This window comes from Aeromonas sp. R4-2 (genome assembly GCF_040908295.1).
GTDB lineage: Bacteria > Pseudomonadota > Gammaproteobacteria > Enterobacterales > Aeromonadaceae > Aeromonas > Aeromonas veronii.
This window is the reverse complement of the sequence record NZ_JBFODL010000011.1, coordinates 81,657-105,091: the sequence shown is the minus strand read 5'-3', so window position 1 is coordinate 105,091 and position 23,435 is coordinate 81,657. Positions and strand designations below refer to the sequence as shown.

At 57.8% G+C, this 23,435-nt stretch carries 24 protein-coding genes; 7 read left to right on the top strand and 17 right to left on the bottom strand.

What is annotated here, in order from left to right; translation table 11 throughout:
* Window positions 1-7 precede the first annotated feature (7 nt).
* Window positions 8-631 carry a tRNA-uridine aminocarboxypropyltransferase gene (locus AB5Y99_RS07790; protein ID WP_368209301.1) on the bottom strand — a complete coding sequence of 208 codons (624 nt, stop codon included), beginning with the start codon at window positions 629-631 and terminating at the stop codon, window positions 8-10.
* On the opposite strand from AB5Y99_RS07790, the gene rrtA reads away from it, so the two are divergent.
* Window positions 630-1,223 (top strand): rhombosortase, encoded by a 594-nt coding sequence (rrtA, locus tag AB5Y99_RS07785; RefSeq protein WP_368209299.1) that lies wholly within the window; start codon window positions 630-632, stop codon window positions 1,221-1,223. The genes AB5Y99_RS07790 and rrtA overlap by 2 nt on opposite strands.
* On the opposite strand, the gene pyrF is transcribed toward rrtA, so the two are convergent.
* The 6 genes from pyrF to cmk form a co-directional block, all read right to left on the bottom strand.
* Window positions 1,198-1,899 carry an orotidine-5'-phosphate decarboxylase gene (gene pyrF, locus AB5Y99_RS07780; protein WP_257697444.1) on the bottom strand — a complete coding sequence of 234 codons (702 nt, stop codon included), beginning with the start codon at window positions 1,897-1,899 and terminating at the stop codon, window positions 1,198-1,200. The two genes, rrtA and pyrF, sit on opposite strands and share 26 nt — an antisense overlap.
* A gap of 18 nt (window positions 1,900-1,917) precedes the next feature.
* Window positions 1,918-3,084, bottom strand: coding sequence for a lipopolysaccharide assembly protein LapB (gene lapB, locus AB5Y99_RS07775; protein WP_005337141.1), 1,167 nt, complete (start codon window positions 3,082-3,084; stop codon window positions 1,918-1,920).
* 9 nt (window positions 3,085-3,093) lie between these two features.
* Window positions 3,094-3,378 carry a lipopolysaccharide assembly protein LapA domain-containing protein gene (locus tag AB5Y99_RS07770; RefSeq protein WP_323891911.1) on the bottom strand — a complete coding sequence of 95 codons (285 nt, stop codon included), beginning with the start codon at window positions 3,376-3,378 and terminating at the stop codon, window positions 3,094-3,096.
* Window positions 3,379-3,536: 158 nt separating this feature from the next.
* Window positions 3,537-3,821, bottom strand: coding sequence for an integration host factor subunit beta (gene ihfB, locus AB5Y99_RS07765; RefSeq protein ID WP_005337145.1), 285 nt, complete (start codon window positions 3,819-3,821; stop codon window positions 3,537-3,539).
* Between the two features lie 92 nt (window positions 3,822-3,913).
* Window positions 3,914-5,584: a 30S ribosomal protein S1 gene (gene rpsA, locus AB5Y99_RS07760; RefSeq protein WP_005337148.1), complete on the bottom strand. Its 1,671-nt coding sequence runs from the start codon at window positions 5,582-5,584 to the stop codon at window positions 3,914-3,916.
* A gap of 94 nt (window positions 5,585-5,678) precedes the next feature.
* The gene (gene cmk, locus AB5Y99_RS07755) at window positions 5,679-6,371 is read right to left on the bottom strand and encodes a (d)CMP kinase (protein ID WP_019444698.1); all 693 of its coding nucleotides are present in this window, start codon (window positions 6,369-6,371) and stop codon (window positions 5,679-5,681) included.
* Window positions 6,372-6,619: 248 nt separating this feature from the next.
* Between cmk and ribA the strand changes: the two genes are divergently transcribed.
* On the top strand, window positions 6,620-7,213 hold the full coding sequence (ribA, locus tag AB5Y99_RS07750) for a GTP cyclohydrolase II (RefSeq protein ID WP_103251772.1): 594 nt from the start codon (window positions 6,620-6,622) through the stop codon (window positions 7,211-7,213).
* 70 nt (window positions 7,214-7,283) lie between these two features.
* On the opposite strand, the gene AB5Y99_RS07745 is transcribed toward ribA, so the two are convergent.
* Together AB5Y99_RS07745 and AB5Y99_RS07740 are read right to left on the bottom strand one after the other, a co-directional pair.
* Window positions 7,284-8,240, bottom strand: coding sequence for a LysR substrate-binding domain-containing protein (locus AB5Y99_RS07745; protein ID WP_368209296.1), 957 nt, complete (start codon window positions 8,238-8,240; stop codon window positions 7,284-7,286).
* Between the two features lie 63 nt (window positions 8,241-8,303).
* The gene (locus AB5Y99_RS07740) at window positions 8,304-9,179 is read right to left on the bottom strand and encodes a LysR family transcriptional regulator (RefSeq protein WP_100653945.1); all 876 of its coding nucleotides are present in this window, start codon (window positions 9,177-9,179) and stop codon (window positions 8,304-8,306) included.
* Window positions 9,180-9,274: 95 nt separating this feature from the next.
* On the opposite strand from AB5Y99_RS07740, the gene AB5Y99_RS07735 reads away from it, so the two are divergent.
* Entirely contained in the window at window positions 9,275-10,498 is a 1,224-nt protein-coding gene (locus AB5Y99_RS07735; protein WP_368209294.1) for an MFS transporter, read from the top strand.
* Between the two features lie 145 nt (window positions 10,499-10,643).
* On the opposite strand, the gene AB5Y99_RS07730 is transcribed toward AB5Y99_RS07735, so the two are convergent.
* The 5 genes from AB5Y99_RS07730 to AB5Y99_RS07710 form a co-directional block, all read right to left on the bottom strand.
* Window positions 10,644-11,198, bottom strand: coding sequence for a VOC family protein (locus AB5Y99_RS07730; RefSeq protein WP_201953151.1), 555 nt, complete (start codon window positions 11,196-11,198; stop codon window positions 10,644-10,646).
* On the bottom strand, window positions 11,192-11,956 hold the full coding sequence (locus tag AB5Y99_RS07725; RefSeq protein ID WP_005337161.1) for a hypothetical protein: 765 nt from the start codon (window positions 11,954-11,956) through the stop codon (window positions 11,192-11,194). Before AB5Y99_RS07725 ends, AB5Y99_RS07730 begins: the two co-directional genes overlap by 7 nt.
* Before the next feature lie 191 nt (window positions 11,957-12,147).
* On the bottom strand, window positions 12,148-12,873 hold the full coding sequence (gene nfsA / locus AB5Y99_RS07720) for an oxygen-insensitive NADPH nitroreductase (RefSeq protein ID WP_128816191.1): 726 nt from the start codon (window positions 12,871-12,873) through the stop codon (window positions 12,148-12,150).
* 71 nt (window positions 12,874-12,944) lie between these two features.
* Window positions 12,945-14,510 (bottom strand): AbgT family transporter, encoded by a 1,566-nt coding sequence (locus AB5Y99_RS07715; protein ID WP_005346513.1) that lies wholly within the window; start codon window positions 14,508-14,510, stop codon window positions 12,945-12,947.
* A 143-nt stretch (window positions 14,511-14,653) separates the two neighbouring features.
* On the bottom strand, window positions 14,654-16,606 hold the full coding sequence (locus tag AB5Y99_RS07710; protein ID WP_013723827.1) for a bifunctional diguanylate cyclase/phosphodiesterase: 1,953 nt from the start codon (window positions 16,604-16,606) through the stop codon (window positions 14,654-14,656).
* Between the two features lie 861 nt (window positions 16,607-17,467).
* On the opposite strand from AB5Y99_RS07710, the gene AB5Y99_RS07705 reads away from it, so the two are divergent.
* The 3 genes from AB5Y99_RS07705 to AB5Y99_RS07695 are packed head-to-tail and all read left to right on the top strand — an operon-like array spanning window position 17,468 to window position 19,923.
* The gene (locus tag AB5Y99_RS07705; protein WP_005337171.1) at window positions 17,468-18,406 is read left to right on the top strand and encodes a LysR family transcriptional regulator; all 939 of its coding nucleotides are present in this window, start codon (window positions 17,468-17,470) and stop codon (window positions 18,404-18,406) included.
* 54 nt (window positions 18,407-18,460) lie between these two features.
* Window positions 18,461-19,483 (top strand): response regulator, encoded by a 1,023-nt coding sequence (locus tag AB5Y99_RS07700; RefSeq protein ID WP_043823589.1) that lies wholly within the window; start codon window positions 18,461-18,463, stop codon window positions 19,481-19,483.
* Between the two features lie 8 nt (window positions 19,484-19,491).
* Window positions 19,492-19,923 carry a PAS domain-containing protein gene (locus tag AB5Y99_RS07695; RefSeq protein ID WP_005346525.1) on the top strand — a complete coding sequence of 144 codons (432 nt, stop codon included), beginning with the start codon at window positions 19,492-19,494 and terminating at the stop codon, window positions 19,921-19,923.
* A gap of 89 nt (window positions 19,924-20,012) precedes the next feature.
* Here AB5Y99_RS07695 and ltaE read toward each other — a convergent pair whose 3' ends face one another.
* From ltaE to AB5Y99_RS07680, 3 genes are all read right to left on the bottom strand, one after another.
* A complete protein-coding gene (ltaE, locus tag AB5Y99_RS07690; RefSeq protein ID WP_368209291.1) occupies window positions 20,013-21,032 on the bottom strand; it encodes a low-specificity L-threonine aldolase in 1,020 nt (339 codons plus the stop codon).
* Between the two features lie 112 nt (window positions 21,033-21,144).
* A complete protein-coding gene (locus AB5Y99_RS07685) occupies window positions 21,145-21,846 on the bottom strand; it encodes a short-chain dehydrogenase (protein WP_368209289.1) in 702 nt (233 codons plus the stop codon).
* A gap of 87 nt (window positions 21,847-21,933) precedes the next feature.
* Window positions 21,934-22,341: a helix-turn-helix transcriptional regulator gene (locus AB5Y99_RS07680; RefSeq protein ID WP_139734170.1), complete on the bottom strand. Its 408-nt coding sequence runs from the start codon at window positions 22,339-22,341 to the stop codon at window positions 21,934-21,936.
* 147 nt (window positions 22,342-22,488) lie between these two features.
* On the opposite strand from AB5Y99_RS07680, the gene AB5Y99_RS07675 reads away from it, so the two are divergent.
* Window positions 22,489-23,388: an aldo/keto reductase family oxidoreductase gene (locus AB5Y99_RS07675; RefSeq protein WP_368209286.1), complete on the top strand. Its 900-nt coding sequence runs from the start codon at window positions 22,489-22,491 to the stop codon at window positions 23,386-23,388.
* The last annotated feature ends 47 nt before the right edge of the window (window positions 23,389-23,435 follow it).

Below are 23,435 nucleotides of genomic sequence, written 5' to 3'. Positions count from 1 at the left end.
TGAATTGTCACGCGCGGCGGCCTTCGGCAAAGTCCTGCCACTGGGTATTCAACCGGTTAAACAGGGTCAGCAAGGGCGCATAGTGCTCCGGCCTCCCCTCCCACCGGGACAAGAGGTGATAGCCCGCCTCTATGGTAGAGAGGGCATCGGGAAAGGGTTTCTTTCGAATGGCATATTGACCGGCAATGGCACCAATGCCGATGCGGGGCAAGCGGGCCAGTGCCGGGTTGCTCTGCAACATGCGATAGGCTTTGCGCCAGGTGCCGTCAAGCAAGATAAAGGCGACGGATGTGGAGCTAGAGGATTCACTCTCCCGCTGTTGGCGAAGATCGGTCAGCGAAATGGCATCCTCATCCGGCCAGAGTAGATAGCAGCGACGAGAAGGATCTGCAAGCAATCCATTGAGCCACTCATCGCGGGAAAAGTCCTCCCCCACATGGATCTCGCACTGTTGCAAAGAGGCTGCCAGCAGCGCCGCGGTCCCCTTGGGATGTGCCACCTCGTTGGGGTGCTGCAAGATGTAGAGTGGCGTGTGATTGTCAACCGGCACAATATAATCGCACAGGCAGGCTTTGAGGGCTCGGGTGCAACGTGTACAGTATCGACTGTTCTTGTCGTTGGACTGTTTCATGTTGTCAGACAAATCTGGATTGCTCTGGGTTATCACGCTCTCTCTCACCAGCTTGCTACTCTTCTTTACCGTTCCCAATCTTCAGCTCTCCTTCGATCGGCCCTTGATCGCCGGGGGCGAAAGGTGGCGGATCATAACAGGCAATCTGGCTCATACCAATCTGTGGCACCTGCTGCTCAATCTGGGCGGCCTCGCCATCCTCTATAGCCTGTTTCGCGACTATCTGGGCGGGGCTCGCCTGCCGCTGCTGATGTTGCTGCTCTGGTTGGCAGTGGGCTTGGGGATCTGGTGGTGGTGCCCGCAGACCCAGTGGTACATGGGGCTATCCGGCTCGCTGCATGGCCTGTTTGTCTGGGGGGCAATGCAGGATATCCGCCACGGACGCCGCACGTCGGGCTGGCTACTGCTGGCAGGGATGGGGCTCAAGCTGGCGATGGACTTCTACAACGCAGGAGAGAGCCCGATCTCCACCCTGATCAATGCCAGGATACATATCGAGTCTCATCTTATCGGGGCCGGTGCAGGCCTGTTGCTCGGCCTGCACCGTGTATCACTGAGTGAGCCTGTTACGCACCGGCCAGCTCGGCATTGATGCTGGCCAGCATGGCGGCCGGATCGGCAGCCTGCGTAATGGGGCGACCGATAACCAGATAATCGGAACCCGCCTCGACCGCCGCTTTCGGTGTCATCACCCGGCGCTGATCCCCGACCGCTGAACCGGTCGGGCGAATACCTGGGGTCACCAGCTTGAACTCATCACCCAGCAAGGCTTTCAACTCATGGGCCTCGTTGGCAGAGCAGACAACCCCATCCAAGCCGGATGCCTTGGTTAAGGTAGCCAGCCGGATCACCTGCTCGGCAGGGCTCACATCCAGACCAAGAGGGATCATGTCGGACTGCTCCATGCTGGTCAGCACGGTCACCCCGATCAACAATGGCGCCTTGTCGCCATAAGGCAGCAGCGCCTCTTTGGCGGCACGCATCATCCGCTCACCACCACTGGCATGCACGTTGACCATCCAGACACCGAGCTCGGCACTGGCTGCCACGGCTTTGGCAACGGTATTGGGAATATCGTGAAATTTCAGATCCAGAAAGACATCGAATCCCTTGGCCACCAGCTGGCGTACAAACTGCGGGCCAAACAGGGTAAACATCTCCTTGCCTACCTTGAGACGGCACTGGGCCGGAGAGATACGTTCAACGAACGCTAAGGCATCTGCCTCGTGCTGATAATCCAGCGCTACCAGTACTTTGGGATCTTGCATCTCACATCCTATTGCTTGTTATTCACCGTCCAGACCACGGATCGGCTTGATGGAACCCCACTGGCGACAAGACGGGCACTGCCAGAACAGCGAGTGAGTGGCAAAGCCACACTGCCGACACTTGTGGGTTGACTTGATTTTGATCTGCTCGCCGACCAGCTGTTGCAGCAGTTCGAGGCTCTCCTTGGCAGGCCCCTCTTCCGCACTGGCCAGCTGAAAACCCACCAGCTGGTAAAAACCTTTCATCGACGGATGACGACGCAGCTGACGCAACACCAGCGAACGGGCCTGGCTCAGGCCATCACGCTCTTCAACCAGCTTGGCAAGGGCCAGGGTCACGCTGACACCGGCGTGATCTTCCACTGCCTTCTCAAGCAGCGGGATCAATGCGGGCGTGCGGCCCAACTGCTGATAGCACTCGAGCAATTTGGGCATCGCCTCGGAGGCAAAGTCGATATCCTGCTCGAACACCCGCAGCAGCTCCTTGCTGGCCTGCTCATACTCTCCATCTGCCATGGCGAGCTCAGCGAGGCGCAAACTGGCCCGGGCACATGCCGGATTGATACTGAGCGCCCGTTTGAGCTTGGCCAGCCCCTCCCCTTTATTGCCCTCACGCAGCGCGATTTCGGCCTGTTCGCAATAGAAATGGGAGATGGGGTCGGCCAGCTTCTTGCCCTGGAATTTTTGCAGACGAACCGCCACATCGATGGCCTTGTCCCAATCCCGCAGTTGCTGATGGATGATCAACAGCTGTGCCAGCGCAGTCTCTTCATAGTCGCTGTCGTCACACAGCTCATTCCAGAGCGCTTCCGCTCGGTCGAGCAGACCAGCAGCCAAAAAGTCGCGCGCAAGCTCCTGCAGAGCAAGCTGGCGCTGCTCCCGGGTCAGCTGGCGGGTTACCAGGTTCTGGTGGATCTTGATGGCACGATCAACCTCCCCACGCTGGCGAAACAGGTTGCCGAGGGAGAGGTGTGTTTCGATGGTTTCACTGTCCACCTCAAGCAGCTGGATAAAGAGATCCACCGCCTTGTCGGATTCATCGGACAGCAAATAGTTGAGGCCCGCCACATACTGGCGGGAAAACTGGTTACTCTGTTTCTGGGTGTCCTGGCGAACACTCCTGCGGCCCATGTACCAGCCATAACCAGCGGCGATGGGCAACAGCAGGAAAAGCAGTTCAAGCATTGAGGAACATTATTCCTTACCCGGTGACCGGGCCAGCTCCAACTCGCGGGATTGACGACGCATGGTGCGGTTGAGGGTGCGGTTTTGCATTTTCAGGCGCAGGAACAGCAGGCCGAATACCAGCCAGCCCAGCAAAAAACCGCCAGCGAAGAAGAAACCCAACAGTATGGCAAGCGAAAACTCACCCTGAGCGATCAGGTAATTGAACTGAACCAGCTGGCCATTTTGTGAGCCCAGCGCCAGGGTCAGAACAAACACCAGCACCAGCGGAATGAGGGCCAAAATACGCTTCATAAGAGCTCCCTGTCAGTATCTAATGAGAGGCTGATTATCCTTAAAATCGCAGGCAGACTCTAGAGTGAATGGGAAAAGAGTTTAAGAAACAAGACGATTGGCACAGGAATCGGCGCTAAAAACAAAAAAGGCATACCCGAGGTATGCCCATTTCTGCATTATTCAACGATGTTGACGCGCTCGCGCAACTCTTTGCCAGGTTTGAAGTGCGGGACATATTTCCCTGTCAGTTCAACCTTGTCCCCAGTCTTGGGGTTGCGGCCCACACGGGGCGCACGATAGTGCAGTGAAAAACTGCCAAATCCGCGGATTTCAATCCGGTCGCCGTTTTGCAAGGTCGACGCCATCTGCTCAAGGATCTCCTTGATGGCGGCTTCGACATCCTTGGCCGGCATATGCATGCGGCTGGCTGCCAGTTGTTCGATGAGATCTGATTTGGTCATAACGTTAAATCTCCTTCCCCGATCACATGCAATATTCATTTTGCCAGGATAAAAAAGGGCGGCGCAATGCCGCCCTTTTCTTGCATCAAGGATTACTCACCCTTGGCGGCTTTGAACGCTTCCATCATAGCATTGCTGAACACAACTTCTTCTTGCTGGTTCAGGTTATCGATAGCAACACGCTCATCAGCCTCGTCCTTAGCACGGACAGACAGGCTTACGGTGCGGTTCTTACGATCAACGCCCATGAATTTAGCTTCAACTTCGTCACCAACAGACAGCACCAGAGTGGCGTCTTCTACACGGTCACGAGCAGCGTCGGAGGCACGCAGGTAGCCTTCTACGCCATCAGCCAGTTCGATAACGGCACCTTTGGCATCAACCTCGGTAACCTTACCCTTCACGATAGCACCTTTCTTGTTGTCAGCCAGGTACTTGTTGAACGGGTCTTCTTCGATCTGCTTGACACCCAGGGAGATGCGCTCACGCTCCGGATCCACTTGCAGAACAACGGCTTCGATCTCGTCGCCTTTCTTGAATTCACGCACGGCTTCTTCGCCCTGGTTGTTCCAGGAGATGTCAGACAGGTGAACCAAGCCGTCGATGCCGCCATCCAGACCGATGAAGATACCGAAGTCAGTGATGGACTTGATCTTGCCGGAAACACGGTCGCCTTTGGCGTGAGTTTCGGCAAACAGCTGCCACGGGTTGGATTTGCACTGCTTCAGACCCAGGGAGATACGACGACGCTCTTCGTCGATGTCCAGAACCATCACGTCAACCACGTCGCCAACGTTAACAACTTTGGACGGGTGGATGTTCTTGTTGGTCCAATCCATCTCGGATACGTGTACCAGGCCTTCAACGCCTTCTTCGATTTCAACGAAGCAGCCGTAGTCGGTCAGGTTGGTCACGCGGCCAGACAGACGGGTGGTCTCCGGGTAACGCTTGGCGATAGCAACCCAGGGATCTTCGCCCAGCTGCTTCAGACCCAGGGATACACGGGTACGCTCGCGGTCGAACTTCAGAACCTTGACAGCGATCTCGTCGCCAACGTTGACGATTTCGGAAGGATGCTTAACGCGCTTCCACGCCATGTCGGTGATGTGCAGCAGGCCGTCAACACCGCCCAGATCTACGAATGCACCGTAGTCGGTCAGGTTCTTGACGATACCCTTAACTTCTTGACCTTCTTGCAGGTTAGCCAGCAGGCTTTCGCGCTCGGAGGTGTTCTCGGTCTCGATCACGGCACGACGGGAAACAACAACGTTGTTGCGCTTCTGGTCCAGCTTGATGACTTTGAACTCGAGTTCTTTGTTTTCCAGGTGAGCGGTGTCACGGATCGGACGCACGTCAACCAGAGAACCCGGCAGGAAGGCACGGATGCCGTTCAGTTCAACGGTGAAACCACCCTTGACCTTGCCGTTGATGATACCGATAACGGTAGCTTGCTCTTCGTAAGCCTTCTCAAGCTGCAGCCAGGCTTCGTGGCGCTTGGCTTTTTCGCGGGACAGCTTGGTTTCGCCGAAACCATCTTCGATAGAGTCCAGAGCCACGTCAACGGTGTCGCCGACGTTGATTTCCAGCTCGCCCATGGCGTTCTTGAATTCTTCAGCCGGGATAGCGGACTCGGATTTCAGACCGGCGTCAACCAGTACGAAACCGTTCTCGATAGCAACGACAGTACCCTTGACGATGGAACCTTGACGGGTTTCAACGGCGTTCAGGGACTCTTCAAAGAGTTGAGCAAAAGATTCGATCATTGTTTATGTCACAAATGAAACATCCACTTGCAATCCGGCACAAGCGGGGCTGTTTTAAATAATCTGCGCCATCCTTGGTGCAGACGACCGGATGTCAGCTTGCGCTGGCATCACCAAGTTGTTGCTCTGCATAGGCGAGCACTGTTGCCAGCACTTCATCTATGGTCATGGCGGTAGAGTCTACCACCAGAGCATCTTCTGCCGGTTTCAGGGGTGCAGTAGCGCGATTTCTGTCGCGATCGTCACGTTCCCGAATCTCGGTTAAAAGACGCTCAAAGTTAACATCAAAGCCCTTATCTTGCAACTGCTTATAGCGACGCTGGGCCCGTTCTTCGGCACTGGCGTCGAGGAAAATCTTCACCTCGGCCTCAGGGAAAACCACGGTCCCCATGTCACGACCATCGGCAATCAGACCCGGGGCCTGACGAAAAGCACGCTGACGGCGCAACAATGCTTCGCGCACCCGAGGGAAGGCGGCGATTTTACTGGCAGCATTACCCACTTCTTCGGTGCGGATGGTGCGGGAGACATCTTCCCCTTCCAGGATCACCTTGACCAGATCGCCCTCAACCTGAAATTGCACATCCAGATTGGCAGCCAGCGGCACCAGTGAGGCTTCACTGTCCAGCTCTACATCGTGATGCAGGGCGGCCAGGGACAACACCCGATAGATGGCGCCCGAGTCCAGCAAGTGCCAACCCAGCTTCTCAGCAAGCAGCTGACACAAGGTGCCTTTACCTGCACCACTGGGGCCATCAATTGTCATTACGGGGGCCATCTGAGGCATAACTTCTCTCCTGCACTGTGTTGCTCCCATCCCGAAGGGGTGGGTTAATGGGCGCCGATTATACCCGAATGTGGTGAGCCTGGCAGTCATCAATCCGCACAAAGGGCCAAAACCCCGACGGACAGCTGTGCTTGTATCTCATTTGGAGATTTCATTAAGCAATGCAGGGACTTGTTCTTATGGTCGTTCCTGACAAGGCGCGCTAAACTGGCCCCCTTTTTTGAGCCGTTAGTAGTAAGGAGCAACCTATGAGCAGCGTTACCCTCGTGGCCCAATCCAAATTGCCAACCCCTTGGGGCACCTTCACGCTGGTAGGTTTTCAGGAAACCGGCACAGGCAAAGATCACGCCGCACTGGTGATGGGCGACATTACCGGTGAAGAGCCCGTGCTGGGCCGGATCCACTCAGAGTGCCTGACCGGCGACGCCCTGTTCAGCCTGCGTTGTGACTGCGGTTTCCAGTTGCAGGCGGCCATGGAGAATATCGCCAAAGCCGGTCGTGGCGTGTTGCTGTATGTGCGTCAAGAGGGCCGTGGCATCGGCTTGCTCAACAAGATCCGCGCCTATCACCTGCAGGATCAGGGGGCCGATACCGTGGAGGCCAACGTAGCCCTTGGTTTCGCCGCCGATATGCGCGACTACACCATCTGCGCCGATATGCTCAAGCAGCTTGAGGTCAAGTCTCTCAAACTGATGACCAATAACCCGCGCAAGATGAAAGCGATGGAATCCTTCGGTATTCCGGTGGCCGAACGGGTACCGTTGCAGGAAGGGCGCAATCCCCACAACGAGTTCTATCTGTCGACCAAGGCCAACAAGCTGGATCACATGCTCAAAAAATGAGCCTGCATTGACGAATACCGGATACTCAAACGCCTCCCAACTGGAGGCGTTTTTCTTGGGACGACCCTAGCTATCGCTGTGGTACGGTCAGATTGGCCAGCAGAGCTTCAAGCTCTTCGCCAGTGCGGGCCGCGCAGTATTGATCGACCCGCTCGTGGGTCAATTGCGGCGCGAGACGTTCAATCAGATCGTAGAGATAGCCACATAAAAATGCCCCTCTGCGCAACCCGATAGCGGCCACACCGCCTGGTAGCCAGGGCGCCGTTTTGAGCACCAGATCCCCATCGCGCTGGGGCTCCCAGGCAAAGGTTGCCATCACCCCGATGCCCATCCCTTGTCTGACATAGGTCTTGAGCACATCGCTGTCGCTCGCACAGCAGGAGATCCGGCTCTCGGCATGAGCGCAATCAGTGCCATGAGCTGTGGAGAGAGCCCTTCCATCAGTCACCAATGCAAACTCCACCAGCTCGGCCGGGGTCAGCGATGTTGCTTTGGCCAACGGATGCTCCTTTGGCAGCACCAAGCCCCGTTGCCACTGAAAAGAGGGGAGCATCAGCAGATCGCTCCCCTCCTCCGGTTCATCCGCCAGCAGCAGATCGGCAGCGCCATCATGCACGGCTGCGCGGCACTGCGCCGCACTCCCCTGCATCACAGTTACGGCAACTTTGGGAAAGCGGGCCATAAAACCCTTGAGGATGGCAGGCAGAATATAACGGGCCTGCAGATGAGTAGCGGCAATGGTGAGGGTTCCCTGCTCCGGATGCACATGCTGCCTGGCCATCACTTTGATGGTGGCGACCTTGTCGAGCACCTCGGCGGCCACTTTGATCACATCCCGACCTATGGGGGTGATCTGGGTCAAGTGTTTGCCGCTGCGCTCGAAGATCTGGATCCCCAGCTCATCCTCCAGCATCCGCACTTGTTTGCTGATCCCGGGCTGGGAGGTAAAGAGGCTCTCGGCGGTGGCCGACAGATTCAGCCTGTGGTTCGCCACCTCGACGATATAGCGCAATTGCTGCAATTTCATGGTGTAGCCCTCAAGCGAACCCACCGTTAATAGTAACAAACTTTCAGCAATGACCCGCCGCCATCAGGCCGGACGCTCCTTGAGTAGAAAATCACGCAAGGCACGATTGGCCATGGAGAGCGGATCGCCACGCCGCCACGCCACACAGAGGTCGAGGTAGATGGGCGGGTCGAAGGGCACGCCACTCAGATCCGGCTCCTCTTCCAGCACCATCCGCAAGAAGGTGGTCACCGCAAAACCTTGCCGCACCACCGCCTTGAGCAGAGGGATAAGATTGCTCTCGAAGGCGATATCGGGTTCAACGCCCAAGCTCTGGGCCAGCGCCTCCATATGCTCCCGGTGGTAAAAACCACGGCGAAACAGCGCCAGCTCCTGAGCGAAAAACTGCGAGAGGGTGACGGCCGGTTTGCCTCGCAAGGGGTGATCGTCCCCCACCACCATCAACATCTCTTCGCTCAGCAGATGTGCCCCCTCGATGGCAGGGGGGAGATCACTAGTGATGAGAATGGCCAGATCGAGGGAGCCATCCACCATCCGGCTGAGCAGCTCGCGGGTACCGGCCTCTTCGACCCGGATCTTGAGGCCGGGGTAGCGGTGCTTGAAGGCCATCAGACGAGGGGGGAAATAGTAGGAGCCCATCATGTAGGGGATCCCGATCCGCACTTCCCCCCGCTCCAGCCCCTTGAGCTCGGCCATCTCGGCCTCGGCCTGATGCATCTGCAGCAACAGACGCTCGGCATGGCGACAGAGCACCTCTCCCTCAGGGGTGAGCCGTACCGCCCGGTCCTGTCGATCAAACAGCCGCAATTCGAGCTGCTGCTCCAGCTTGGCGATGGCCATGCTGATGGCCGGTTGTGCCACATGCAGACTGTTAGCTGCCTTGGTAAATGAGCCGGCATCCCTGACCGCCAGCAGATAGGTGAGCTGTTTCAGATCCATGTATCAATTCATCTTATGGGATAGATAACTTAAATATATTATATTTATAACCGCAAGGACTCTACCCTGACCAAAAGTAGTCAGGACAATACGCAATGATTGAAGTTGGAAGTCGCGAGTGGATACGTGCAACCCTGGCCCTCAGCCTGGGCTCTTTTCTGGTGTTTCTGAACCTCTACCAGACCCATCCCCTGTTACCCCTGATTGCCGAGGTCTTCTCGGTCAACTCCCTCTCGGCCAGCTGGACCCTGGCAGGATGCACTGCAGGCCTCGCCGCCTCCCTGCTGATCTGCGCCAGACTGGCGGATCGCCATGGCCGTCGGCAGGTCATGCTGGGTACCCTCACCCTGGCGGTCCTGCTCTCACTGTTAATCCCGCTGGTTGAGCAGTTTGGCACCCTGCTGCTGCTACGCATCCTGCAGGGCGCGCTGCTGGCAGGACTGCCCGCGACCGCGATTGCCTATATGGGGGAAGAGTTCAGCAAACGGGCGCTGCTCTCGGCGGTGGGGGTCTATATTGCCGCCAACTCTCTCGGTGGCATTGCCGGTCGAGTGGTCGGCGGTCTGTTGGCGGGCTGGTTTGGCGACTGGCAGCATACCTTTCTGGGGATCGGTGTAATCAGCCTGTTACTGCTGCCGCTGGTCTTCTGGCTGCTGCCCCATCAGACCCGCTTTGTGGCGAGCGCCCCCGTTCGCGGCCAATTTGCCCGCGCCTTGCAACAACACCTGACCAATCCCTTGCTGGTAGGGGCTTACCTTATCGGCGGGCTCAACTTTATGGTGTTTCTGAACCAGTTCAGTTATCTCACCTTCTTGCTGGCCAAGCCCCCTTTCTCCCTGCCCACCCAGTGGCTCGGCATGCTTTTTCTCACCTATCTCTCGGGGACTGTAGCCTCTTCTCTGAGTGGCCGCTTTGCCAACCGCTGGGGGGCACAACGCATGCTGCTGGTCGGGATCGCCCTGATGGCCCTCGGCAGTCTGTGGCTGCTGCAAGGAAGCCTGCCCGGGATCCTGAGTGGCTTGCTGATCTCCAGCTTCGGCTTTTTCCTGGCACACGCCTGCGCCAGCGCCTGGGTCGGTCATCATGTCGAACACAACCGCGCCCTCGCCTCCTCCCTCTATCTGGTGGCCTACTATCTGGGAGCCAGTCTGGGGGGACTTTACCTGCACCCCTTCTGGGAGCAGGGTGAGCTGGGCGGTCTGGTCATGGGGATTGAACTGGTCCTCATCCTGACGGCGGGCTTGAGTCTCTGGCTCGGCCGTCTCAAGCAGCGAAGCCGATCGCTACTGCCCGCCCAGCAACCCCACCGACACGGGTAACGGGCTCAGCGCAAACAGGGTCACCCACGAGCAGATAGCGCTCTCGCCACCAAGCGTCACCAGATAGCAAAAGGGGTCACACTGGTGACCCCTTTTGCTGCGTTATTCAAGAGCCTGTCAGGCTCGCACCGCATTGAGCACAGGATCACTCCTGATCGAAATAATCCGCAGGCACCGCGACCACAGCGTCGGTCGCCACCTCTTCGGCGATCACCTCAGCCAGCGGGCGCAGATGAAACTTGATCTGGCCGGAAGGCAACATCAGGCCAATATCGGGGTTGCGGGTATCCTGCATGTTGCCAGTTTTGAATGGCAACTCGGGATAGCGCGCTACCAGATCTTGCAGTGAAGTAACCACCAGCTCGATATGTTCCAGCCCCGCCTGATGGACGCGCCCCGGTTTCGGTGCAGCCAGCTCGATACAGGGTACCTGTACCTCACCAGCCAGCAGCGGCTGATGCAACTGATAAGTGGCGATGGGACGTCCGCCAATCATCCCCTCCACCAGCAAGGTGCCCGCCTCAGCCAGCACAGCACATAGCGCGCGGTACTCCTGCAGGGTAGCCGCCCGATAACAGAGGTGATCGACCGTTGGCCGGGAAATTGTGACGCCAGTGGCGGCCAGTTCGGCCAACAGCTGAGAAACAAATGGGGCCATTGGCCCCAGTGTGGAATCGAGTGGGTGGGACATGCTTACCATTTCTTCTTGGGTTGAAACAGGACATCGAGCTCATCGGCTTCCTTGTCCTTGATGTTTTGCAGATCCTGCGCGCTGTTTTGCTGCTGCAGCTCTTCAAGCTCCTTGAGCCCCTGACGCATATCTTCTTCACGGGCCAGCAGATAGGGATCCTTGTCGCCCACGCTCGCCATGGCAGAGAGTCCCTTGGTATAGAGCTGGCGGCAAGTGCCATATTGGCCCTGAATGCGAGCATCCATCGCCCGCTTGACCAGATTGGAGATGTTGATCTTGAGCTGCATCAGCTCAAGGCGGCGCTCTTCTTGGGCAAACCCCTGAGGGTCAATCTTGCCCTTGTTGTGCTCGACCCGCAGCACGGCCCGCATCTTCTTGACCAGCTGCAGCATCTGGATCGCCTGACGATCGGACTCCGGGGTCTTGAACTGACCCTCATCCTGCACGCTGTAGTTCTCCTGCACATTCTTGATCTGGGTCTGCACATCAACGATACGCTGCTTGATCTGATTGTTCGGCATCACCTGGGCGATAGCGCGATAGGCATCGAGGATCCGGTGCTGCAACAGCAACACCATGTTCTTGGAGAAAGGCACCAGATTGACGTTCAGCAGCACCTCTTCGGTCTCGTCGGCCACCGTCTTGTGTCTGGCAACGGCGTGACGCTTGTCCGCCTCTGCCTTCTGCTTATATTGCTGCACCACGTTATAGGCGATAACCAAAAACAGGAGTGCGCCAATAGACAGCAATACCAAAGTTAAAATCATAGGATGTCCAAACCCCTGTTCCTATCCAATTGCGTGATCCTACAACAGCTTACCCACTTAAGGTAGCCTGCAGATCCCCCCTTGCCCACGATTTGTCACCAAGCTGTGCCCCCGGTCTCAGGGAGAAATTGCAGGATCAGGGGATGATGACCATGACGGTCACCTCCCCATAGTATCGCCCATCAGCGCCATTACTTGAGGTTAAAGCCCCGCGATTGCAGGAATCCCAGCATGAAAGGGCGGGACTCCTTGCCCAGAATGGCGCGGATCTGGCCGCTCCAAGTCTGCTGCTTGTTGTTGCTGCTGCGGGCTTGATAGTAGTCCGCGATCTGCTGATCGTACCGGGCCAGCAGGCCGCGATCCAGCTCGTGCTGGTAGCGCTCCTGATGCACCACCAATCCCCTGGGCAGACGGGGTTTCTGCTCCGGCTGCTGGGCAGGATGACCAAGGCAGAGGCCAAACAGCGGGATCACCTGATGGGGCAAGCCGAGCAGTTCGCTCACCTCGGCCGGATGGTTGCGAATGCCGCCGATATAGACCCCGCCCAGCCCCAGCGACTGCGCCGCCAGCAAGGCGTTTTGCGCCATCAGAGCGCCGTCGATGGCTCCGATCAGCAACTGCTCCGCATAGCCGATCTGGGCCTCGGGCACGATCTGGGTGTGGCGGTGGTAATCGGCGCAGAACACCAGAAACTCGGCCGCCTCCGCCACATAGGGTTGATTGCCCGCCAGCATGGCCAACTGCTGACGCGCCTCGGGCTCGCAGACTCGCACAATACTGGTCACCTGCAAAAAGCTCGAGGTTGAGGCGGACTGGGCGGCGGCGAGGATGGCATCCAGCTGCTGCGGGGCGATCGGCTCGGCAGTGAACTGACGAATGGAGCGATGGGAAAGGATAAGATCGATGGTCTGATTCATGGCACCTCCAAAATGAGGTAACACCATAGCGAAAAAAACGAGGGAGCCCAAGGCTCCCTCGCACACCCAGCTTAAGGGGCCGGATAGACGTAAGGGGCTTGCAACCCGAGCGGGAAGCCGAGCGCCCAGTAGAGCAGCAGGAAAATCGTCCAGCTTACCAGGAAGGCCAGTGAGTAGGGCAGCATCATGGAGACCAGAGTACCGATCCCGGTGCTCTTAACATACTGCTGGCAATAGACCACCACCAGCGGGAAGAAGACCATCAGCGGGGTGATGATGTTGGAGGCGGAATCCCCTACCCGATAGGCCGCCTGGGTCAGCTCGGGGGAGATCCCCACCGCCATCAACATGGGTACCAGGATCGGGCTGATCAGCGCCCACTTGGCGGAGGCCGAGCCGACTACCAGATTGACGGTGGCGGTGAGCAGGATCATCCCGACGATGGTCACTTCACCGGGCAGCGCCAGCGCATGGAGCACTTCGGCACCGGAGAGGGCCAGCAGGGTGCCCAGATTGGAGTCGCCAAACGCCTTGATAAAGAGCGCGCAGAAGAAGGCCATCACCATGTAGGAGCCCATCTTGTTCATGGTGGCCGACATGGCATCGATCACATCCTTGCCACTCTTGAAGCTACCTGCGACAAAGCCGTAGACAATCCCGGGCAGGATAAAGAGCAGGAAGATGAGCGGCACTATGGACTTCATCACGGGTGCAGCGAAGGTGGTCAGGGAGCCATCAGCAGCACGCAGCGGTGAATCGCTCGGGGAGAGCGCCAGCGCCAGCAGCACGATAGCCGCCAGCATGGCAAACCCGGCCCAGTTGAAGGCTCGACTCTCTTGCGCGCTGTAGCGCCCCATCTCATCGGCACTCTCCAGATCCTCGTTGAGCGCCACATGCTTGAGGCGCGGCTCCACCACCTTTTCGGTGATGAACCAGCCGACACAGATGATCAGCAGCGAAGAGGCACCGGTAAAGATGATGTTGCACAGGGTGTTGACCATGTAGTCAGGATCGAGCAACTGAGCGGCGGACTGGGTAAAGCCCTGCAGCAGCGCATCCCCGCCGGAGGGCAGGAAGTTGGCGGCAAAACCGCCGGAAACGCCAGCAAAGGCAGCGGCGATCCCCGCCAGCGGATGGCGTCCGGCAGCGTGGAAGATGATGCCACCGATGGGGATCACCAGCACATAACCCGCATCTGCGGCGGTGTGGCTGACGATCGCTACCAGGATCAGCATGGGAGTGAGAAAACGGGCAGGCGTCACTTTCAGCAACTTTTTCAGACCGGTATTGATAAAACCGGACTGCTCGGCCACCCCGACCCCGAGCATGGCCACCAGCACGATCCCCAGCGGGGCAAAGCCGGTGAAAGTGGTCACCATAGTGGAGAGAAACTCGGCCAGACCGGCACCGGTCAGCAGGTTGTTGACCACTACCGCTTCCCCGGTACGGGGGTTGACCAGATCAAACTGGAATTGTGACAACACCCAGGAGCCGACCCAGACGATCAGCAAGGCGTAGAGGAACAGCATGGCGGGGTCGGGTAATTTGTTCCCGGCTTTCTCGACGCCATTGAGGAAACGGTTCAGCCAACCTTTGGGAGGGCTGGCCGGACGGTCATTGACAGCAGCATGACTCATTATTGCGATACTCCTTTCCCTAGAAACGAGGTCGCATGCTAGCAATTCCAGTCAATCCGTCTCATGACCGATCGCAAAAGAATGATTAATTCTGATTAAATACTGCGGAATAAAATCCCAAGTTGTGGCCTAACGCACACTTGTTACTCTGCCATCACGGCATCTAGCAGTGGATAACGCCCAACCTGGCACTCCACCACGAAACCGCTCGCCTCGACTTGCGCCACAGTCAGCGGCTTGCTGAACAGATATCCCTGGAACACATGGCACCCCTGGGTCTGCAGGGCGGCCAGCTCGTGAGGCTCCTCTACCCCTTCCGCCATGATCCCCAACCCCAAATTGGTGGCCATGGCTGCAGTCGCCCGGATCACCGGCAAGTTGAGGCCGACCACGAAGGAGCGATCCAGCTTGATGTTGTTGATCGGCAACCGGTTGAGATAGGCCAGCGAGGAGTAGCCGGTACCGAAATCATCGATGGCAATCTTGATCCCCTGTTCGCTCAAATCGTCGAGAATGCCGAGGCACCCCTTCATATCGAGCATCAGCACGGTTTCGGTCAGCTCCAGCGTCAACAGGGAGGCATCCACCCCGTGCAGCTCCAGCTGCTGGCGAACTTGCCCGGGCAGCGCCGACGAGAGCTGGAAACCGGAGAGGTTGACGGAGACCGGCACCCGCTGATGGAAGCGCTTCTGCCAGCTGGCGACCTGTGCCAGCGCGGTGGAGAGCACCCAGCTGCCGATCTCGCGGATCAGCCCCATCTCTTCGGCCAGCGGGATAAACTCCACCGGCGACACATGGCCGAGCACCGGGTTGTACCAACGCAGCAGGGCCTCGTAACCGATCAGACGCCGTTTGGCGGCATCGACCTGCGGCTGGTAACAGAGGCTCAGCTCCTGGCGGCCGATGGCCTTGGCCAGAAACTGTTTGAGATTGAGCTTGCGCTGCAGGGTCTGTTGCATGCTGGGGGTGAAACGCTGCCAGCGCAGCCGCCCCATCTGCTTGGCCTGATACATGGCCATGTCGGCACGGGTGATGAGGTTGTCACCGTCATCCGCATCATCGGGATAGATGGCGATACCGATACTGCCGCCAATGGTCACCTCCGGCAGCCCGCTCAGTTGCAGCGGCTTGGTCATCTGGGAGAGCATCTGATCGGCCACCTCTTGCGCCCGATCCCCCTGATTGCCCAGCGGCACCAGTGCTGTGAACTCATCGCCACCGAGGCGAGCCAGCTCCACATCCCGCGGGCAAATCTGTTTGAGGCGACCGGCGACCCGCTCCAGCAAGCGATCTCCCGCCTTGTGGCCGTAGTTGTCGTTGACCAGCTTGAAGTTGTCCAGATCCATGAACACCAACGCGAAACGCTCCCCCAGCCCGCAATAGGCCTCAAGGGATTTCATCAAGCCATAGCGATTGAGCAGGCCGGTCAGGGAGTCGTGCCAGGCGAGGTGGCGATGCTCCAGCTCCTCGAGTTTGCGATCGGTAATATCGCGCATGGTGAGCAGAATGCGGGCCCCCTGCTGGATATAGCGGAACTGATACTGGAACCAGCGCATCCCCTTGAGGGTGCGGCACTCCCCCTCGGTCACCACTTCATCGAGACGGGAGAGCTTCTGGTAGAAGCTGTCATCATTGCCGGAGAAAACCTGGGAGAGCTTGGCGATCTGGTGGCCGAAACACATTTCGAAGTGATAGTTGCCACTCTCGAACACACCATGGCTATCGAACAGGCAGGCAAGGGTATCGCCGGTTGCCAGCGAGGACTCCTGATAGAGGGTATCGGAGTCGAGCACCGCTTCGGTCATCATCATCAGCCGGCCAGCCAGTTGAATACCGGAGAGGCGCAGATAGATCTGCTTCTTGACCCCCTTTGGGGAGAGGGTCCACCACTCGTTGTAACTGCGCCCCTGCTGAAAATCACCCAGATAGCGCTGCAGCAGCAGATCGATGGCGGTTGCCATATCGGCAGAGAAGTCGCGGGAGCAGAGTTCGTCGAGAGACGTCGCCTCCCACACGGAGAGCGCGGCGCTGTTTGCCCAGAAAATATGGTGATGCTCGATGTCATAAACCCAGATCGGGGTATGCAGAACATCCATCGTCTTCAGTAACCGTTCGTCAAGCGTATTCATCTGGTCAAGGTCATTCATGCTGGATGGTCACTGGTTAACCGGAAAACAGATCTGGCAAACCGCTAGCTGCAGAATGCAAGGTGCAAATACCTCTCGGCCATTATCCCTTTTCACATAGCCAAGAGCGGACAAAACTATTTCAGATATCAACAACAGGGCAGCCTGTACGGCAATACTACAAAGGACTCAGCCAAGGACCCTGTTAATCCAAGCAAATCATATAGTCGATTTTTAACTTTTTTCCCCAGTAAAAACAAGCACTAAGAGCTATCCACTCGAGACCTTGAAAGAGCAATTGCATATTTGCTGCGATAAATTTGTTATTAACATTTAAATCAATGGTGGAAATAGTCATCACTCTCTGTCACAAAGCTTCCATTAATTAACCAAGCGGATGGATAAACAGCCAAAAAAACGCCAAAACGGACAAAAATAGTTCACTAAGGCGGAATTGATATACCCCAAATTCATTTTTCAACAGGCAATGAGCAAAACCCGAATATATGATCTGCATCACATTGGCTGTGGATGGCAAACCACCCCGGCTGAGTACGCAGAGCACCCCGGCGCCCTTCCATCAGGTTGCAATATCGGCCTTCGCCCGCGGTTATCGCGGAACAAATCAGGGAATATGGCAAACATCTCTGCCGCAGCACCATTTGGCATCGTGCCGGAATAATCACCAGCTCGGGGAAACTGAGATGACGGGCAGATGGAGAACTGGTATCAACAGAAATCGAATCCAGATCAATTAAACGCTGAATTACCCTTGCCAACCCGGAACGCTCTTTTTATGGTTGCCCCCTTGTTACACCCAGAACAGCGTTTATGAAGCACATCGAAGAGTTCTACCTGTTCGTCAAGGTGGTGCAAGAGGGAGGATTCTCCCACGCTGCAGCCGCACTGGGCATGCCAACAGGCACCATCAGTCGACGCATTTCCCAGCTGGAAGAGCAACTGGGTTGCTCCCTGCTACATCGCTCTACCCGCAAGCTCCGCCTTACCGATGATGGCCTCAGATACTACGAACGTCTCTGCACGCCACTCGCACAAATCGAGCAGGCCACCAGCGAGATCCAGGGTCAAGAGGCCGACATCACCGGGCTTATCCGGATAGCTGCGCCGATCGCACTCTCCAACACCATCCTCATCGATATGCTGGCCGAATTCGGGCTGCACTATCCCGAGGTACAGTTCGATATCACCCAGACCAATGATCACCAGCACCTGTTCGACAATGATCGGGATCTGGTGTTCTTCAACGGTGAGCTACCCCAGTCGCTGCCCAATGCGATCTGTCTCGGCCATATCGAGTACGGCCTGTTTGCCTCACCACTCTATTTGACCAAGAAGGGCACTCCCTCCCACCCCAACCAGCTGGAAGAACACGATCTCATCTACTGCTGGCCTCACCAGCACTGGCAGCTGACCGACAAGGATGGCCAGAGCGTCTGCATCAAACGCAGCGCCAAACTGACCGTCAACCAGACCCAGGCCGCGGTACGCGCAGCCCGGCGTCATCTGGGGATCGTCAACGCCCCGCTGCACTATCTGAGCAGCTTCCTCCATGACGAGCAGCTGGTGCCGGTACTGACCGACTGGCAAACCGGCAATCGCCCCTTCTACATGTTGTGTTGCCAGCACCAGTTCGCTCCGTTGCGTGTTAAGATGTTCGTTGAATTTGTTGAAAAATACTCAGCACGCTATCGCAATCGGCAGTGGGACAACCAATTTTCACAAGGTGATAGCCTCACCCATTGCATCTGACCGTTAGCGGGCCACACTTATAGCATCCCTTGCCAACAGAGCCTGCCTAACGCCATGAATGTATTGATATGTGATGACTCCGGGTTCGCCCGCAAACAGCTGGCGCGGGCGCTCCCGGCCGACTGGAAAGTCGATTTGCACTACGCAGCCAATGGTCTCGAAGGGATCGAACAGGTGCTGATGGGTCATGGCGATCTCATCTTCCTCGATCTGACCATGCCGGAGATGGACGGTTACGGCGTGCTGGAGACCCTCCAACGGGAGGGTCTACGCAACAAGGTGATCGTGGTCTCCGGGGATATCCAGCCAGAGGCCTATCAACGGGTCATGGGGCTGGGGGCGCTCGATTTCATCAAGAAACCTGCCGCCCCCGAGACCCTGCTCGCCCTGCTCAAAAAGCATGATTTCTGGAGTGCCACCCCGAGCGGTCAACCAAGCGCCCCCGAGCAGCAGCCAAACGGCGTGGTAGCCGATGCAGGCGTCAAGATCACCCCCGAAATCCGCGATGTCTATCAGGAGCTGGCCAACGTCTCCATGGGTCAGGCGGCTGACTTGCTGGCTCGTCTGCTCAACGCCTTCGTGGTACTGCCTATCCCCAACGTCAACGTGCTGGAGGTTTCCGAGCTGCATATGGCCCTCTCGGCCGCTGCGGATTCAGATACCCTCTCCGCCGTCTGTCAGGGGTTTATCGGAGCGGGGATCGCCGGTGAAGCGCTGATCCTGTTCCATGACTCCAGCTTCAAAGATTTGGCCAAGCTGATGAACCATCAGGGAACGCTGGATCGCACCGCCGAACTGGAGCTGCTGATGGATACCGCCAACGTGCTGATCGGCGCCTTCCTGCGTGGCTACGCCAACCAGCTCGATACACCCTTCAGTCAGGGTCATCCAGTAGTACTCGGTCAGCACAGACCCATCAACGAGCTGATCAACACCAACAAGAGTCGCTGGCGCCGCACGCTCGCCATCGAGATCAACTACCGGATCCAGGACTACGCGGTACAGTGTGATCTGCTGCTGCTGTTTACCGAAGATTCCATCGCCACCATGAACAACAAAATCATGCACATGCTCTAGGAGTGACTATGGAAATCCGTGAATTTCATTGGCTGATGAACATAGTCCAGAACCTGGACGTAGGCCTGGTGGTGCTCGACAAGGAATACAAGGTTCAGGTGTGGAACGGCTTTATGGAGAGCCACAGCGGCCGACTGGCCGGTGAAGTACGCGACGGCGTGCTGTTCGAGCTCTTTCCCGATGTGGACAGAGCCTGGTTCGAGCGCAAGGCCAACATGGTCTTCAAGCTCAACAACCGCGCCTTCAGCACCTGGGAGCAGAAGCCCTATCTGCTACGTTTCTCCAACTACCGCCCCATTACCGGCTCGGCCCCCCACATGTTCCAGAACCTGACGCTGGTGCCACTGGCCGATTTCGGTGGTCAGGTGACCCACATTGCGGTGATGATCTACGATGCCACCGATGAGGCCATGCTGATGAGCGGTCAGCGGCAGGCTTGAGCTTTCAGCAAATAACAGAGGGCGCCGCGGCGCCCTCTGTTATTTCGGTATGAACAGGTCTTGGTATAACCTCTACCTGACCAGCCGTCTCAACGCGCCCCGAGATACTCGGTGAAGGCGTCGATCACCTCTTCAATATCGTCATCGTTGATTTGCAGATGGGTCACCAGCCGCAGCTCGCCGTAACCGGAGAAGAGGATCCCCCTCTCCTTCATAAAAGCGAGCAGAGGGGCTGATTCCCCCTCACGCAGCCGCAGGAACACCATATTGCTCTGCACCAACGAGAGGTCGAGCTCGATGCCCGGCAGTGCAGCCAACCCTTCGGCCAGCCGTTTGGCACGGCGGTGATCATCGGCCAGACGGGTCACATGCTGCTCGAGGGCAAACAGACCGGCTTGCGCCAGAATCCCCGCCTGACGCATGCCGCCCCCCAGCATCTTGCGTAGGCGGCGCGCACGGGCGATGAAATCGTGGCTGCCCACCAGCAGCGAACCCACCGGTGCCCCCAACCCCTTGGAGAGACAAATCGAGATACTGTCAAACGGTGCAGCGATCACCCCGACCGGGGTCTCGCTGGACACGGCGGCGTTAAAGAGCCGGGCGCCATCGAGATGAAGCTTCAAGCCGCGCTCGGCAACGAATGCCCCCATCTCCTGCAGATAGGAGAGCGGCAGCACCTTGCCGTTGTGGGTGTTCTCAAGGCAGATCAGGCGAGTCTGGACGAAGTGGGCATCATCAGGGGCCAGCGCGGCCTTGATATCATCGAATGCCAGTGTGCCATCGCGCTGCATCGGCAAGGGTTGCAGGGCTACGGAGCCCAGCACGGCACTCCCCTGCGCTTCATAGCGATAGATGTGAGCGGCGTTGCCGAGGATGGCCCCCTCACCGCGCTGACAGTGGCTCATCACCGCCAACAGATTGGACATGGTGCCGGACGGCACAAACAGCGCCGCCTGTTTGCCCAGCAATCTGGCCCCAAAGGCCTCCAGCGCGTTGACGCACGGATCTTCACCATAGACATCGTCACCGACTTCGGCGTGGAGCATGGCTTGACGCATGGCGTCAGTAGGCTGGGTGACGGTGTCACTTCGTAAATCGATATAGCGCATGAGATCCCTCCTGAAACAGGAGAGTGACGTTAGCCATGCGTCCCTCGCTTGGCAAGGGGCGCATGAGCAGAATGTGAAGCCAATAGACGTCCATAGAACCCGCAGGCGGGATTTACCAAGGCAGCAGCTGACCGTTGAGATCCAGTAGCTGACCCGATTGGGTCAACGATAACCCCTTGATGAGATTGAGCAGTTTCACCGCCACCTCGGCAGGCTCCTGCAATTGCTCCGCAGGCAACTCGCTCAGAAAGGGGGTATTCATCGGGGAGTCCATCAAGCCGGGCGCAACGGCCACCACCCCTGCTTGCGGGAAACGCTGCGTCCACTCAAGGGCCAGGGTTTTCACCCCCATGTCGAGGGCCGCCTTGCTCATCCGGTAGCTGTAACGCCCCCCCTCCAGATTGGAGGTGATGGAGCCCGCCAGATCAGAGATGGCACAGAGCCACAGCGGATGGTCATTGCCCATCAACCGGCTGAAACGGGCAGCCAGCGCCAGCGTTGGCCAGGCATTGGCCAGCAGGCTGTCGCACAGCCACTTGGGGTGCACCTCTTCAACCCGCCGCTCTGGCATAAAGCTGACATCGTGCAACAGGCCGATGGTGTTGATTACCACAGTGGGAAGCGGATCGGTATCGTAGAGGGTAAACAGGGCGTCGAACGAGATGGCGTCCACCTCTTGCAGCGGGAAGAAAGCCCCCATCTCGATCCCTTTTGGATAGGTGCGCCCGGCCAGAAGGAAGGACTCCCCCCTTGCCATCAGCTCTCTTGCCAGCGCCGAGCCCAGCGCACCACTTCCGAGGATCAAGTAGCTCATCGCCCATTCCATGGAGAGTTATCTTGCTTAGAGCGTATCAGAATAATCAACCGGCCGTGACACGACCAAAGGGTAATATGCCCCTCATCACGCTTCCCCCAGATGGCGACCAAACTCCCGCGCCAGCGCCAAGTCGAGAAAACCGTCCGCTTTCTTGTGGGTGCGCAAAAACTGGTAATAGGCGAGCAGGGTGACCAGTGCCTCCTCATCGGGCAGCCCAACCCCGGGTTGCTGCTCGCCCAGCAGTAGCTGCGCCGCTGCCAGCGCCTCCCTGTCTACCACTTCCGCCTGACGGTAGAGATATCCGCAACCGGTTGCCAGCCACTCCAGCGAGCAGTTGGCCCCCATGGCGATCTGGTTGGCCCGCGTCAGGCCAGGCTCGGCTCCCTTTAAATATTTGCGGATCAGCGCTTCACTGAGCCCCACCTTGCGGGCAAACGCGCTCACGCTCATCTCCCCGATCAGGCTCTGCAAGCGCTCGGCAAATCCTTCCATCCAACTCTCTCTCCTACTCTGCGATCAGAACCAAAGTTCGAATCATGCCACTGCCCATTATTGCTTTGCCAGCCACATGAGGCCAAGATGCCCGCAGTCATCTATGTTGCACATCGTTTTCGCATCGTGTTTTTCAAGGAGTCAACCATGTCTGTATCCCGTGTCGCCCTGCATCCGCAAGGTCCCACCTTCTCTCGCCTCATCATGGGTTACTGGCGCCTGATGGAGTGGCAGCTCTCTCCAGCCGCTCTGCTCGATCTGATGAAATATCATCTGGATCTGGGGGTCACCACCATCGATCACGCCGATATCTATGGTGGCTACCAGTGCGAAGAGGCCTTTGGTCACGCCCTGCGCCTCGAGCCTTCCCTGCGCAGCCGGATGGAGATCGTCACCAAGTGCGGTATCGCCCTCACCGCCAAGCCGGAGCATGCTCTCAACCACTACAACACCGGCAAGGACCATATCATCGCCAGCGCCGAGGCCTCGCTGCGCAAGCTCGGCACCGACCATCTGGACCTGCTGCTGATCCACCGCCCGGATCCCCTGATGAACGCAGATGAAGTGGCCGACGCCTTTATCACCCTGAAACAGGCGGGCAAGATCAAGCACGCCGGGGTATCCAACTTCACCGCCCGTCAGTTCGAGCTACTGCAATCGCGCCTCCCCTTCCCGCTGGTCACCAACCAGCTGGAGATCTCGCCGCTTCATCAGGAAGGGACCCTCGATGGTACCCTGGATCAGTGCCAGCAGCTTGGCATCAAGCCGATGGCCTGGTCATGTCTCGGCGGCGGCCGACTGTTCAGCGATGAGGCCTATGCCCCGCTGCGTGCCGAACTGGAGCAAATCCGTCAGGAAGTGGGCGCCCAGACTATCGAGCAGGTGGTCTACGCCTGGGTAATGATGCTGCCAAGCCAGCCGCTGCCATTGATTGGCTCCGGCAAACGAGAGCGGATTGCTGCCGCCGTGGCCACCGAATCCATCGTCCTCAATCGCCAGCAGTGGTTCCGCATCCGCAAGGCGGCGCTCGGTTACGACGTCCCCTGATCACAGCAAAACATTCAGAAACAAAAACGGCATGGGGGAAACCCATG

Coding starts and splice junctions, on each gene's coding strand:
- rrtA (WP_368209299.1), top strand. CDS start 630: ATGTTGTCAGACAAATCTGGATTGCTCTGGGTTATCACGCTCTCTCTC.
- AB5Y99_RS07790 (WP_368209301.1), bottom strand. CDS start 631: ATGAAACAGTCCAACGACAAGAACAGTCGATACTGTACACGTTGCACC.
- pyrF (WP_257697444.1), bottom strand. CDS start 1,899: ATGCAAGATCCCAAAGTACTGGTAGCGCTGGATTATCAGCACGAGGCA.
- lapB (WP_005337141.1), bottom strand. CDS start 3,084: ATGCTTGAACTGCTTTTCCTGCTGTTGCCCATCGCCGCTGGTTATGGC.
- AB5Y99_RS07770 (WP_323891911.1), bottom strand. CDS start 3,378: ATGAAGCGTATTTTGGCCCTCATTCCGCTGGTGCTGGTGTTTGTTCTG.
- ihfB (WP_005337145.1), bottom strand. CDS start 3,821: ATGACCAAATCAGATCTCATCGAACAACTGGCAGCCAGCCGCATGCAT.
- rpsA (WP_005337148.1), bottom strand. CDS start 5,584: ATGATCGAATCTTTTGCTCAACTCTTTGAAGAGTCCCTGAACGCCGTT.
- cmk (WP_019444698.1), bottom strand. CDS start 6,371: ATGCCTCAGATGGCCCCCGTAATGACAATTGATGGCCCCAGTGGTGCA.
- ribA (WP_103251772.1), top strand. CDS start 6,620: ATGAGCAGCGTTACCCTCGTGGCCCAATCCAAATTGCCAACCCCTTGG.
- AB5Y99_RS07745 (WP_368209296.1), bottom strand. CDS start 8,240: ATGAAATTGCAGCAATTGCGCTATATCGTCGAGGTGGCGAACCACAGG.
- AB5Y99_RS07740 (WP_100653945.1), bottom strand. CDS start 9,179: ATGGATCTGAAACAGCTCACCTATCTGCTGGCGGTCAGGGATGCCGGC.
- AB5Y99_RS07735 (WP_368209294.1), top strand. CDS start 9,275: ATGATTGAAGTTGGAAGTCGCGAGTGGATACGTGCAACCCTGGCCCTC.
- AB5Y99_RS07730 (WP_201953151.1), bottom strand. CDS start 11,198: ATGGTAAGCATGTCCCACCCACTCGATTCCACACTGGGGCCAATGGCC.
- AB5Y99_RS07725 (WP_005337161.1), bottom strand. CDS start 11,956: ATGATTTTAACTTTGGTATTGCTGTCTATTGGCGCACTCCTGTTTTTG.
- nfsA (WP_128816191.1), bottom strand. CDS start 12,873: ATGAATCAGACCATCGATCTTATCCTTTCCCATCGCTCCATTCGTCAG.
- AB5Y99_RS07715 (WP_005346513.1), bottom strand. CDS start 14,510: ATGAGTCATGCTGCTGTCAATGACCGTCCGGCCAGCCCTCCCAAAGGT.
- AB5Y99_RS07710 (WP_013723827.1), bottom strand. CDS start 16,606: ATGGATGTTCTGCATACCCCGATCTGGGTTTATGACATCGAGCATCAC.
- AB5Y99_RS07705 (WP_005337171.1), top strand. CDS start 17,468: ATGAAGCACATCGAAGAGTTCTACCTGTTCGTCAAGGTGGTGCAAGAG.
- AB5Y99_RS07700 (WP_043823589.1), top strand. CDS start 18,461: ATGAATGTATTGATATGTGATGACTCCGGGTTCGCCCGCAAACAGCTG.
- AB5Y99_RS07695 (WP_005346525.1), top strand. CDS start 19,492: ATGGAAATCCGTGAATTTCATTGGCTGATGAACATAGTCCAGAACCTG.
- ltaE (WP_368209291.1), bottom strand. CDS start 21,032: ATGCGCTATATCGATTTACGAAGTGACACCGTCACCCAGCCTACTGAC.
- AB5Y99_RS07685 (WP_368209289.1), bottom strand. CDS start 21,846: ATGAGCTACTTGATCCTCGGAAGTGGTGCGCTGGGCTCGGCGCTGGCA.
- AB5Y99_RS07680 (WP_139734170.1), bottom strand. CDS start 22,341: ATGGAAGGATTTGCCGAGCGCTTGCAGAGCCTGATCGGGGAGATGAGC.
- AB5Y99_RS07675 (WP_368209286.1), top strand. CDS start 22,489: ATGTCTGTATCCCGTGTCGCCCTGCATCCGCAAGGTCCCACCTTCTCT.